Below are 12427 nucleotides of genomic sequence, written 5' to 3' on the forward strand. Positions count from 1 at the left end.
CGTGTGTTGGGGGCCCTAAACGGCGACGGACAGCTCGTGTCGGTTCAGGGACGCGCCCGACCCGGCAAACGGTGATGCCCGAACCTGCGTGACGTTAGCGCCAAGTCCCTTGCGTGCCCCCCCAGAAGCGCCCTCTCACATTGTTTAAGTAGGGGAATGCGTTTGAGTAGGGGGAATGCGGCCGATCACCTGGCCAGCTAACAACGCCGCGTTATTCCGGACCTGCCCGGGGTTTTCCAGACATTCCCTCAGAGCGTCGGACGGCGTCGCTGATGGCGCCCGACTTGCGCCTCAGATCGCCAGCGGCCATTCATAGTTCTCATGGGTGTCCGTATCTGCGCACCTATGTCAGGAGTTTCCTGGGGCTTCCCGGAGGCGCCGTTTGTTTCCCGCAGGCGCCGAAAGCGGACCTCGCCAAGGGCGGGGAAGGGCGGGTAGGGGTCATCGAACCATCATCCACGAACTACACGGCGATTGCTTATCGAGAGATGCAAGGCACGGTTGATATTGAATTACAACTGTAATCCACTGTGTGTGTTGGCAGCCTAAGGGGCAGAAATGAGCATCCGAAACGGCCTAGTGACTCTGGTCGCCCTTGCACTCGCTTTCCCCGCCCTCGCAGGTGCGCCCACTCTCAAGGTTGTTTCCGAGGGCCCTGCGCCGCAGAGGCGCGCGGTGCAATTGATTGTGCACTCCGAGCGGGCGGGCCGCGACTTCCAGGTCCAGATTACCGCGCCCGGCACGCCGCCGATCCTGCCGGGCCAGACCGCCCCAGCTATTTATGTGTTGGACGGCGGGTACGACATCGCCGGACCTACGGGGTGGTTGTTGGGTGGCGCCGGCACAATGGCTCCGGCCTATGTGATTGCCATTGGCTATCCGCCCGGCAGTCCGTCCACTCGCGAGCGTGATCTTCTGTTCGCGCCCGGAACCCGCCCGGACGGCACGATCGCCAAGGGCGGCGGCGGAGCAATGTTCAGGGCCTTCCTTCTTGAGGAGCTCAAGCCTCTCATGGAGGCGCGCTATCCGCTCGACCCCAAATCCGCAGTGCTGTTTGGTCATTCGCTATCGGGGATCTTCACAGCGAACATGCTGGCCGACAATCCCGAAGCGTTTTCCGGCTATCTGATCGCCAGCCCCTCCCTTTGGGCCGACCCGACCGTGGTCGATCGCTTAAAGAGCGTCGCCGCCCGAGCGCCGGGCCGCAAGGTGTTCGTCACCTGGGGCGCCAAGGAAGAGGCCTACATGGTCGACTGAACCGCCCCGGGTTTGCCGGAGGCCTGATGGTTTGAGTCACGCCGCCATAGCGGACGGCGTGAGCGCGGCATAGTAGGCGGCCTCGTTCGGCGGGAGGGATATTGCCGATGGGCTCGAGGAGTCTGCGGTTATTGAACCAGTCGACCCATTCCAGCGTGGCGTACTCTACGGCCTCGTAGGAGCGCCAAGGGCCGCGCCGGTGGATGACCTCGGCCTTGTAGAGGCCGTTGATGGTCTCGGCCAAGGCGTTGTCATAGCTGTCGCCGACGCTGCCGACGGACGGCTCGATCCCTGCCTCGGCCCGGCGCTCTGTGTACTTGATCGACACGTATTGGGAGCCGCGGTCGGAGTGATGCACCAGGCCGCCGCGATGCTGCGGGCGCCGCTCGTGCAGGGCCTACTCCAGGGCGTTTAGGACGAAGCTGGCGTGGGCGGTGCGGCTGACGCGCCAGCCGACGATCCGCCGGGCGTAGGCGTCGATGACGAAGGCCACGTAGACAAACCCCGCCCAGGTGGCGACGTAGGTGAAGTCCGACAGCCACAGCCGGTCGGGCGCCGGGGCGTGGAACTGGCGGTTCACATGGTCCAGCGGACAGGGCGAGGCCTTGTCGCTGATCGTGGTGCGCACCGGCTTGCCCCGGATCACCCCTTGCAGGCCAAGCTCGCCCATCAGTCGCGCCACCGTACAGCGGGCGACTTCGAAGCCTTCCCGGCGCATCTGCCGCCAGACCTTGCGCGCGCCATAGACGGCGAAGTTCTCGGCGAAGACGCGGGCGATCTCGGGCTTCAGCGCCTGGTCCCGCCGCGCCCTGGCCGACAGCCGGGCCGGATCGCGCCGCTGGGCCAGCCGCTCGCGGTAGGTGGACGGGGCGATCGGCAAGACCTTGCAGATCGGCTCGACCCCGTATGCCCCTCGGTGATCGTCGATGAAGGCGATCATCGCTTGAACGGGCGGTCGAGCTCCGCCTGGGCGAAATAGGCCGACGCCTTGCGCAGGATCTCGTTGGCCTGACGCAGCTCGCGGTTCTCCCGCTCCAGCGCCTTCATCTTCTCAGCCACGTCGCTGGGCACGCCCGCCCGCTTGCCAGCGTCGACCTCGGTCTTCTTGACCCATTCATTGAGGGTCTGGGCCGTGCACCCGATCTTCTCGGCGATCGACACCATCGCCGCCCAACGAGATGGATGATCGCCCTCGTGGTCCAGCACCATCCGCACCGCGCGCTCGCGCACTTCAGGCGAAAACTTGTTCGTCGTCTTGTTGCTCATAATGGCCCCTATCTCTCAGGAGTTGGGGCCTCCGGCAAACCCGGCGCGGTTCACGGCGGGGAGAAGATCTCAGCCGCGCTATCGAGCGCGCCAGAGCGCCTGATACTGAAGACCAAGCCCTTCGAAGACGAGACCCATATCTCGTACTATCCGCTTGCGATGCCGGCGGCCGTTCCATTCCTGCTCCCGCGCGCACAGCCCATTAGACATCCTTCGCCGATCACCCTGACGCGCGAGCAGACCCAACGCTACTTCGGAATCTATGTTCTATCGGATGGCCGCAAAGTTACCGTCGGCGAAGACGAGGACGGTATCTTGCTGGAAGTCGATGGCGCTCCGCCTGCCAACATCCTCGCTGAGGCCCTGGACCGTTTCAACATCCATGGTGTGGATGCGCGGATCACCTTTGACGCGGGACCAGGGCCAGCTACAGCGATGATCTTTTACGTTAACGGAACCGAGGCGCGCGCAGTGCGCAAGTAGGGCGTAAAGGTATTGAAAAAGGTCCGCTCAGGGTCGGGGCCAGAAATCACCTGACCGCCCGAAGCTGGACATTGGCGCCACCTCGCCACTGAAACGAAGCATCTGGAAGGCGGGGCAGAGCTGTCGTCGAAGATCCTGCGGGACATGCCGAGTGGATTGGAAACCAAAGGCCTGCGTGGTCGTGTCATAGGCCGCGCCAACTCGCGATCACGTTCGCGGACCATCGCCGTATCGCCATACGCTACGATGTCACCCGCACACCGCTGAAATGGGCCAGCGTACCGGGGCCGATCCACAGCGCCACGGCCCCCTTGGCGTCGGCGCCGTGTTTGAGGTCGCCGACGATCAGGGTCGGCTGCTCGGCGCCGTCGACATGCAGCCGGGCCTTTGAGCCCGCCACCACGATCCGCACATGCGTCCATCGGCCTGCTTCGAGATCGACATAGGTCTCGTACTTGGACGGGGCTTCGGCGCGCAGCCGCTCCCAGGGATGGTCGGGGTGTGAGATGTACTGGACGGCATGGTTGCGGCGTAACTGGTCGTCGGCTCGGCCGTTGGTCGGACGCAGATAGATGGCCTCCAGCTTGGCCTCTTCGTGCACCCGGAACGCCACGCCCACGAAGCCTCGCGCCGTGGCGCTGGCCGTGGTGGCGGGGGCGCCGCTGATCCAGGCTTCGATGACGCCGTCGCCGAAGGCGGGCGTGTCCAGCACCACCAGACGGTCGAGCTCGGGGACGTTTTCCAACGCCGTGGCGCGCAGGGCGGGATGGCCCCGATAGTCCGTCCGCGCCGTCTCAACGCCGATGGCCCGGATCGTTCCGCTCTCCAGTCCTATCCCGCTAGCGACACGTGGCGCGGCAAGGGCCGCCAGGGAACTGGCCGAGGCCATCGTCAGCACGGCGCCGCCGATCGCGGTCCGACGGGTTTGAGCGTTGCCGGACATTGGAGGCTCTTCGCAGTGGAATGACTTCACTTTCATCGTAGCGCATGACCGGATCAAGGCCATGCTTGGTGGGGACGAACCCGACCTGGAGTGGCTGAGCATCGACTCCCTTCGTTTCGACCGCAGCCCCCGCGACTGCCGCCGGCGTGTTTCTGCAGGCGCCAATGTCTGGAACTTGTCCTTCCGTGACGCCAGGCGGCGCGTTCATTAGCCTGCTCGGCAAGTAGAGATTAACTCTCGACGAAATCGTTCATAGCTCGCCCAAGCTGGCGACGAGCACGCTGCGGATCGCGAAGCTGGAGTTGATGCGGGCAACACCGGGAAGGCGGGACAGGATCTCGGTGTGGATCCGCTCGTAGGCCGCCGTACTGGAGGCGGTGGCGCGCAGGATGTAGTCGGCGTCGCCGGTCATCAGGAAGCATTCGGCGATCTCGGGATGCATCCGCACCGCCTGCTCGAAGCGGGTCAGGTAATCCTCGGTCTGCTTGTCGAGCGTGATGCGGACGATGGCGACAACGCCGTCATCGGCCACGGCCTCGGAGATTATGGCGGCGTACCCTCGGATCGCACCGCTTTCCTCCAGCGCCTTGACGCGCCGAAGGCAGGCCGAGGCCGAGAGGCCGACCTGGGCGGCGAGCTCGTTGTTGGGCATGCGGCCATTGACGCGCAGCAGGCCGATGATTTTCCGGTCGAGGGCGTCGAGCTTCAACATCTTGTTCGAACCTTGCGCAACATGGTGCCGCCAAGGGGCGTATTATAGAGATTTATGCGAGTTATAAGTCATTCATTCGAAGACTGTTTCTTTACGGTCATGGTCGCGTTCAGCTGGCGCTGAGGATCGATGACGATGACGGACGGACCTTCCCGAGACATGGCCGGTGGCCTGCTCAGCATCGACATGACGGCCCTGGCGGCCAACTATCTCGACCTCGCCCGTCGCGCTTGGCCCAGCAGGACAGCCGCGGTGGTCAAGGCCGACGCCTATGGGCTGGGCGCGCGCCAGGTCGCGCCGGTGTTAGAGCGAGCCGGGTGCGAAGACTTCTTCGTCGCCCATCTGGAAGAAGCTTTGGCGCTCAAGCCGGCATTGTCGCCGGGCGCGAAGCTCTACGTACTGAACGGCCTGCAGCCCGGCGCCGAAGCGGCGTGCGCGGCCGGCGGCGTGATCCCCGTGCTCAATGGCCTGGAGCAGGCTCGGCGCTGGCGCGATCTGGCGGTTTCGTGGGGCGCGGCGCTGCCGGCGGTGATCCAGATTGACAGCGGTATGGCCCGGTTGGGTCTTTCGGAGGCGGATCTGGATGAACTCCTCGCCGACACCACGTTCTTCGACGAAGTTTCTCTAGCGGTGGTGATGAGCCATCTGGCCTGCTCAGACGAGCCTGGGGCAGCCAGCAACGCCGGGCAAAGAGCTAGGTTCACGGCCCTGGCCGACCGTCTGCCGGCCGCGCCGCGGTCCCTGGCCAATTCCGGGGGGATCTTCCTGGACCCGTCGCATCACGGAGATCTCGTCCGGCCCGGCGTCAGCCTCTACGGCGTCTCGCCCCATGACGGCCCCAACCCGATGCGCGCCGTGGCGGCCCTTGACGCCAAGGTGATCCAGACGCGCGATGTCGCGGCTGGCGAGAGGGTGGGCTATGGCCTGACCTACGCCCGCGACACCCCGGGGCGGATTGCCATCATCGCCGTCGGCTACGCCGACGGCTGGCCCCGCCATCTGAGCAATAGGGGCGCGGCCTACTATCAAGGCGTCCGCCTGCCGATCGCCGGACGGGTGTCGATGGACAGCATCACCCTGGACGTCTCCGCGCTGGCCGAGCGCGGCCTGACCTTGGCGCTTGGCGACACCGTCGAGCTGCTAGGGCCGCATCAGACGCTGGAGGATGTCGCCCGCGACGCCGGAACCATCCCCTATGAAATCCTGACCAACCTCGGGCGCCGGTATCACCGGACCTATGTGGAGGATCCCACCATGCAGCAGCTTCCCGTTTCGCCGCGCCAAGCGGACGCGCGGTCGTGAAGGTCGCGGTCCTCGGCAGCGGCGTGGTCGGCGTCACCACGGCCTATTATCTGGCCCAGGCAGGTCACGAGGTGACGGTCATCGATCGTCAGGCTGGACCGGCTCTGGAGACCAGTTTTGGCAATGCGGGCGAGATCTCGCCGGGCTACGCCTCTCCCTGGGCGGCGCCGGGCATCCCGCAGAAAGCGGTCAAGTGGCTGCTGATGAAGCATGCGCCGCTGATCCTGCGTCCTCAGCTGGACGGCGAGATGTTGGCCTGGCTGCTGTCGATGCTCGGCAACTGCACGGCCCGCCGCTATGCGCTGAACAAGGGTCGCATGGTGCGCCTGGCGGAATATAGCCGCGACCGCCTGATCGACCTGCGGGCCGCCACCGGCATCGCCTATGATGAGCGCCAGCAGGGCACGCTGCAGCTCTTCCGCACGCAGTATCAGCTGGATGGGATCGGCAAGGACATCGAGGTGCTGCGCGCCGGCCGCGTGCCGTTCGAGGTGCTTGACCGGGCCGGCTGCATCGCCGCCGAACCGGGCCTTGCCCACGCCGATGAAGACTTCGTGGGTGGCTTGCGCCTGCCCAATGACGAGACCGGCGACTGCTTCAAGTTCACCAACGCCTTGGCCAAGCTGGCCGAAGGGCAGGGCGTCCGCTTCCAGTTCGACACGGTCGTCGAGGCGATCGAGACCGACGGCCGCGACATCACCGCCGTGCGCACGTTCCGCGGTCCGATCACGGCCGACGCCTATGTCGTGGCCATGGGCAGCTTCTCGGCGCGACTGGTCCGTCCGCTGGGCCTGAGGTTGCCGGTCTATCCGGTGAAGGGCTATTCGATCACCGCGCCGATCATCGACGCTGACCGCGCGCCGGTCTCGACCCTGCTGGACGAGACCTACAAGGTGGCCATCACCCGTCTGGGCGACCGCATCCGCGTGGGCGGCATGGCCGAGATCTCCGGCTACAACAACGACCTGCCCGAGCGCCGTCGCGCCACCCTCGGGCGCTCGGTCGGCAGCCTGTTCCCCGGCGCGGGCGACCTGGAGGCGGCGACCTTCTGGTCGGGGTTGCGGCCGATGACGCCCGACAGCACGCCGGTGATCGGTCCCACCAAGATCGGCAACCTCTATCTCAACACCGGCCACGGCACCCTGGGCTGGACCATGGCCTGCGGCTCGGCCCAGGTGCTGAGCGACATCATCAGCCGTCGCGTGCCGGCGATCGAGACCGCCGACCTTTCGATCGCGCGCTACGGCCGTTAGACCCTTCCGCCTTAACAGAAGAGACCTCCATGACCATCACCCGTCTTCATTCCGGCCCGCGCATGAGCCAAGCCGTCATTCACGGCGACACCGTCTATCTAGCCGGCCAAGTCGGTGCGCCGGGCAAGAGCGTCACCGAACAGACCCAGACGATCCTGGGCCAGATCGACGCTTTGCTGGCGGAGACCGGCAGCGCCAAGTCCAAGGTCCTGTCGGCGACGATCTGGCTGGCCGACATGGCCGACTTCGGCGAAATGAACGCGGTCTGGGACGCCTGGATCGGCGGCCAGGACGCGCCTGCGCGCGCCACGGGCGAGGCCAAGCTGGCCACCCCGGACTACAAGGTCGAGATCATCATCGTCGCCGCGCGCGACTAAAGATACGGCGGCGCCGACTTGCTTGGCGCCGCGATCTAGCCTTCCGGGCCTTCGCGCCAACGGTTCAGGTGGCGGTCAATCAGGGCTGACAGAGCTTCGCCGTCACCGGCTTCCAGCAAGCCGATCATCTGAGCGTGGTCATCGTTGCTGCGACGGATCGCGCCCAGTGACCGCCAGCCGCGCGCCCCGGGCAGGCCGCGCTGGCGCAGGGCTTTGATTTCCTGGGCCAGGGTCAGGTTGTTGCAGGCTTCGTAGAAGCGGTCGTGAAAGTCGCCGTTGAGGCCGCGCAGCACATCCAGGTCGCCGGTCTCGATAGCCGCGTCGAACTGGGCCACCATCGCCTTGAGCTCAGCGATATCCTGCGGCGTGCGCCGCTTGGCCGCCAGTTGGACGGCCGCTTTCTCCAGCACCGTGCGCGTCTCGATCAGGTCCTCCCGCTCGCGGTCGGTGAGGTTGATCACCCGATAGCCGCGATTCTTGACGTGCTCGATCAGGTGGCGGGTCTTCAGGTCCAGCAGAGCCATGCGCACGTCGAAGCGATGGGCGCTGTAATTGGTCTCGATATCGGTCTGCTTGAGCCATTCGCCCGGTCGAAAGGCGCCCGACAGCAGATCTGCCTCGAGCGCGCTCACCAGTTCGGCGGCGCCGTCCTTCTTTCGCGACGCGGTTGACACACCCACGATAGTAGCCAATCTCTGTAGCCAATCACGGCATCTAAGTTAGCAACAGTCGCGACCCGTTGCCAACCGCCCGCCGGGGTCTTTGTGGATCTTGAGGAGACTCTCCATGCCATTTCCCGTGCGGGTGGCGTGCGTACAGACGTGCGCGACGCCTGACCTCGAGCAGAACCTTTCGCAAGCCGAGGCCTTGATCCGTGAGGCCGCAGGGCAGGGCGCCGGTCTGGTCGCCTTGCCGGAAGCGTTCGACTTCCTGGCGCCGACCGCTCCAGAGATGCACGCTTACGCCCAGCCCGAGGAGAGCCATCTGGCCACCCTTCGCCTGAAGAGCCTGGCGAAGGCGCTGTCGGTCTGGATCCTGGCCGGTTCGGTCTCGACCCGCTCAGGCGATGGCGCGGTGGTCAATCGATCTTTGGTGATTGATCCCGAAGGCGCGATCACCGCGCGCTATGACAAGATCCACCTTTTCGACGTCGATCTGCCTGATGGCGGCGCGGTGAGGGAGTCGGACTTCTATCGACCGGGCGAGCGCGCGGTGGTCGCCGATACGCCCTGGGGCGGCCTGGGTCTGACGATCTGCTACGACGTGCGCTTCCCGCAACTGCATCGCGCCCTGGCCGAGGCGGGCGCTGGCATCCTGGCCGTGCCCGCCGCCTTCAGCAGCGTCACCGGGCCCCTACATTGGGAATCGCTGCTGCGGGCCCGGGCGATCGAGACCGGCAGCTTCATCATCGCTCCGGCCCAGTGCGGCCTGCACTATGGCGAGCGCCACAGTCACGGCCAGTCGATGATCATCGACCCGTGGGGCCGCGTGCTGGCCGAAGCTGGCGATGAGGTCGGGGTGATCCTGGCCGATCTGGACCTGGACGAGGTCGAGCGCTTCCGCGCCGCCATCCCGTCCCTGGCCAAGGGGCGCGCCTTTGCCCTCGGCGAGGTGGCGGCGTGAGCCTGGAGCCGACCACCGTCCGCGTTCGCCTGAAGGAAGGTCACGAGGTCGTCGCCTATGTGTATGGCGAGGGAGCCGAGACCGTGCTGATGGCCAATGGCGGGCCGGGCCTGCCCAGCCTCTACCTGCGCGCGCCGCACGTCCGACTGGTCGAGCGCGGCTATCGGGTGGTTGCCTGGGACCAACTGGGTTGCGGTGCGTCGGACCGTCCGACCGATCCGGCGCTCTGGACCCTGGGCCGCTATGTCGAAGAGGCCGAGCAGGTGCGCGCCGCTCTCGATCTGGGCCAGGTGCACGTGCTGGGACACAGCTGGGGCACCTGGCTATTTACCGAATACTGCCTGACCTATCCGAAGAACGTGAAGAGCTGCGTGCTGGCCGACGGGGCTTGCGACATCCCGCATCTGGTCGGCGAGTTGGGCCGCCTACGCGGCGCCCTGGGGGCCGAGACCGTCTCGATGATGGTCTTCCACGAGGCGCAGGGCACGCTGGACCATCCCGAGTACCAGGCGGCGGTGACCCTGCTCAATCACCGCCACGTCTGCCGCCTGCCGGTCTGGCCCGAGCCGCTGACCCAGGCCCTGGCCGACTGGAATATGGGTCCTTACGAGACCATGCAGGGCCCCAACGAGTTCACCTATACCGGCAACATGAAGGCCTGGAATCGCGTGCCCGACATGGGAGCGATCACCGCGCCATGCCTGGTGGTGGCGGGACGCTATGACGAGCTGACGCCGGCCTGCGCCTTCCTGATGCACGACGCCTTGCCGGACTCACGGATTCACATCTTCCCACACAGTTCACACATGCCGTTCTACGAAGAGCCCGACACCTATTTCGCCGTGCTCGAAGCGTTCCTGGACGAGGTGCGCGCCGCGAAGGCGCCGTGAAAATTCGTCATCAAAATCGAACAAATCGGTTGCATGCCAAAATTGGCTACTATTAGGTCTCCATATTGGCTACTATTTAGAGCCGGCCCGGGGCGGTCGGCATCGGGGGATAGGCTCATGAAATTCTCGCACCTGCTCTTGGCGACCACGGCGCTGTTCGGCGCGGCCGCCGCCGCCCAGGCCCAGACCGTCACGACCGACGAGGGCACGACATTGGAAGCGGTGGTCGTCACCGGCTCGCGCTTCTCCGGCACGCTGACGACCTTCCCGGGCTCGTCCACGGTGCTCAATGAGGTGCAGCTGGAAAAGCAGTTGGCCACGACCAACGATATCGGCAGCGTCCTGGCCTCGACCATTCCCGGCATGGCCGCCGCCAACGGCACCGCGGCCAATGTCGAGCAGAGCCTGCGCGGCCGGCCGCTGCGGGTGTTCATCGACGGCGTGCCGGTGTCCAACCCGCTGCGTGACGGCGGCCGCGACCTGCGCCTGATCTCGCCCAACGCGATCACGGGCATCGAGGTCATTCGCGGCGCCTCGGCGATCTACGGCCAGGGCGGCGCGGGCGGCGTCATCAACTACGTGACCCGCAAGGGTAAGGCCGACGACGACTGGAAATTCCGCACCGAACTGGGCACGGGCTTCTCCACCCAGCATTTCGGTGGCAGCGGCAGCCCCAGCATCTCACAGAGCGCCACGGGCGCGGTGAAGGGCTTCGACGTCACGCTGAACGGCAGCTACGAGCATGTCGGCGGACAGTTCGACGCCGATGGCGACCGCCTGGCGCCCGACCCGCACAACTTCGGCGGGATCTCCGATTCCGACATCTGGAACGTCTTCGGCAAGGTCGGGTATAACTTCGGCGGCCAGCGCGTCGAAGCCATGGGCAACTTCTATCGCCAGCACCAGGACACCGACTACATCAGCAAGGCGGGCAACATCGCGCAAGGGATCAAGGAGACGGCGGTCAAGGGATCGTATGACCCGCGCGCCCTGGACCCGGTCAACCGCAATGTGATGGGCTATCTGGGCTACTATAACGACGACCTGCTCAGCAGCGCTTTCCACGCCCAGGCCTACTATCTGAAGAACTACTCGGTCTTCTCGTTCGACCCGGCGCGGCTGGGCGGTACCCAGACGACCATCTCGTCGGAGAAGATCGGCCTCCAGAGCGATTTCCGCACGCCGCTGGAGAAGCTGGGCTGGTCGGCGGGCGGTGAACTGCTCTGGGGCGCGGACATCAGCCGCGACACTACCCAGCAGCCGCTGATCCCGCTGACCAACAATCCCGGCGACGGCCGCACCTTCACGCCGCCGCTGGAGCAGATGAACTATGCGGCCTTCGCCCAGCTGGAAATGCCGCTGACCGAGCGCCTGACCCTGCGGGCCGGTGTGCGCCACGACCAGTTTGTACTGAAGATCGACAACTTCGTCGCGGGCCTGACCGGGGTCCACGTCAATGGCGGCGAGCTGAAGTACCAGGCCACGCCGGTCAATATCGGCGGCACCTTCCAGATCGTCGAGCAAGCCCAGCTGTTCGGCGGCTTCTCGCAGGGCTTCTCGATTCCCGACATCGGCTCGCCACTGCGTCGCGTCGCCGTGACCAACCTGGATAATTTCGATCCCAAGCCGCAGCTGGTGAACAACTATGAGCTGGGCCTGCGTGGCAAGGTCCTGGGCGTGCGCTACACCGGCGCCTACTTCATCAACACCGCCAAGTTCGGCACCGACTTCGTCATCGACACGGTCAATCCCTCCGAGGCCCAGACCCTGCGTGAGAAGGAGAAGGTCCATGGCTGGGAAGTGGTGTTGGACGGTCGCCTGACGCCCAAGACCCGTTGGTCGGCCAACTATTCCCACACCGAAGGCAAGCGCGACGCCACACATGACGGCACGCTCGACACGCCGCTGACCGGCCGCCGCATTGGGCCCGATCAATTCAACCTGGCGCTAGAGCACGACATCACGGCCAATTGGCTGGTGCGTCTGCAATACAATCACTCGGGGACGCGCAACAAGTTCCCAGGCTCGGCGGTCGGCAACTACTATACCGGCCGTGTGCGCAGCACCGAGCGCCTGGATGCTCTGACCCAGTTCAAGGTCAACAATGTCGACTTCAGCGTCGGCGTGAACAACCTTCTGAACGAGGACTACTATTCGATCACTTCGCAGATGATCAATCGCAACGAGCTCTACAGCAAGGCCGAGGGGCGGACGGTCTATCTGAAGCTCGGCGTCAACTACTGACGCCGACAGGCCTCACCGACCTTCGAAGATCACAGCGCGGAGAACCGTGGCCGGCGCTCGAGACGTCGGCCGCACCC

General features: G+C 65.5%; 11 protein-coding genes, 1 pseudogene and 1 other annotated feature. Of the genes and pseudogenes, 8 read left to right on the forward strand and 4 right to left on the reverse strand.

Annotation, left to right across the window (positions count from 1 at the left end):
* The first annotated feature begins 675 nt into the window (after positions 1-675).
* Positions 676-1257, forward strand: coding sequence for an alpha/beta hydrolase (locus EIK80_RS17110; protein ID WP_233586757.1), 582 nt, complete (start codon positions 676-678; stop codon positions 1255-1257).
* Positions 1258-1293: 36 nt separating this feature from the next.
* Here EIK80_RS17110 and EIK80_RS17115 read toward each other — a convergent pair.
* Positions 1294-2523, reverse strand: a pseudogene (locus tag EIK80_RS17115) (IS3 family transposase).
* Positions 2123-2239: a sequence feature (AL1L pseudoknot), on the reverse strand. It overlaps the preceding pseudogene by 117 nt.
* Here EIK80_RS17115 and EIK80_RS17120 point away from each other — a divergent pair.
* On the forward strand, positions 2440-3006 hold the full coding sequence (locus tag EIK80_RS17120; protein ID WP_125158207.1) for a hypothetical protein: 567 nt from the start codon (positions 2440-2442) through the stop codon (positions 3004-3006). The pseudogene EIK80_RS17115 and the gene EIK80_RS17120 overlap by 84 nt on opposite strands.
* A gap of 241 nt (positions 3007-3247) precedes the next feature.
* On the opposite strand, the gene EIK80_RS17125 is transcribed toward EIK80_RS17120, so the two are convergent.
* Together EIK80_RS17125 and EIK80_RS17130 are read right to left on the reverse strand one after the other, a co-directional pair.
* The gene (locus tag EIK80_RS17125) at positions 3248-3949 is read right to left on the reverse strand and encodes a hypothetical protein (RefSeq protein WP_125158208.1); all 702 of its coding nucleotides are present in this window, start codon (positions 3947-3949) and stop codon (positions 3248-3250) included.
* Between the two features lie 250 nt (positions 3950-4199).
* Entirely contained in the window at positions 4200-4661 is a 462-nt protein-coding gene (locus tag EIK80_RS17130) for an Lrp/AsnC family transcriptional regulator (RefSeq protein ID WP_125158209.1), read from the reverse strand.
* Positions 4662-4796: 135 nt separating this feature from the next.
* Here EIK80_RS17130 and alr point away from each other — a divergent pair, with 135 nt between their 5' ends.
* Genes alr through EIK80_RS17145 form a run of 3 tightly spaced genes read left to right on the forward strand, consistent with a single transcriptional unit; the run spans position 4797 to position 7593 of the window.
* A complete protein-coding gene (gene alr / locus EIK80_RS17135) occupies positions 4797-5963 on the forward strand; it encodes an alanine racemase (RefSeq protein WP_199743522.1) in 1167 nt (388 codons plus the stop codon).
* The gene (locus tag EIK80_RS17140; protein WP_125158211.1) at positions 5960-7216 is read left to right on the forward strand and encodes a D-amino acid dehydrogenase; all 1257 of its coding nucleotides are present in this window, start codon (positions 5960-5962) and stop codon (positions 7214-7216) included. Before alr ends, EIK80_RS17140 begins: the two co-directional genes overlap by 4 nt.
* Positions 7217-7245: 29 nt before the next feature.
* Positions 7246-7593, forward strand: coding sequence for a RidA family protein (locus EIK80_RS17145; RefSeq protein ID WP_125158212.1), 348 nt, complete (start codon positions 7246-7248; stop codon positions 7591-7593).
* A gap of 35 nt (positions 7594-7628) precedes the next feature.
* Here EIK80_RS17145 and EIK80_RS17150 read toward each other — a convergent pair whose 3' ends face one another.
* Positions 7629-8273, reverse strand: a complete 645-nt coding sequence (locus EIK80_RS17150) for a GntR family transcriptional regulator (RefSeq protein ID WP_158624719.1) — start codon at positions 8271-8273, stop codon at positions 7629-7631.
* A 106-nt stretch (positions 8274-8379) separates the two neighbouring features.
* Here EIK80_RS17150 and EIK80_RS17155 point away from each other — a divergent pair, with 106 nt between their 5' ends.
* The 3 genes from EIK80_RS17155 (at position 8380) to EIK80_RS17165 (ending at position 12350) form a co-directional block, all read left to right on the forward strand.
* Positions 8380-9216, forward strand: a complete 837-nt coding sequence (locus tag EIK80_RS17155; protein WP_125158214.1) for a carbon-nitrogen hydrolase family protein — start codon at positions 8380-8382, stop codon at positions 9214-9216.
* Entirely contained in the window at positions 9213-10106 is an 894-nt protein-coding gene (locus EIK80_RS17160; protein WP_125158215.1) for a proline iminopeptidase-family hydrolase, read from the forward strand. Before EIK80_RS17155 ends, EIK80_RS17160 begins: the two co-directional genes overlap by 4 nt.
* A gap of 117 nt (positions 10107-10223) precedes the next feature.
* Positions 10224-12350: a TonB-dependent receptor gene (locus EIK80_RS17165; protein ID WP_158624720.1), complete on the forward strand. Its 2127-nt coding sequence runs from the start codon at positions 10224-10226 to the stop codon at positions 12348-12350.
* Positions 12351-12427: the final 77 nt, after the last annotated feature.

Origin of the sequence: Caulobacter sp. 602-1 (assembly GCF_003931565.1) — a bacterium.
GTDB lineage: Bacteria > Pseudomonadota > Alphaproteobacteria > Caulobacterales > Caulobacteraceae > Caulobacter.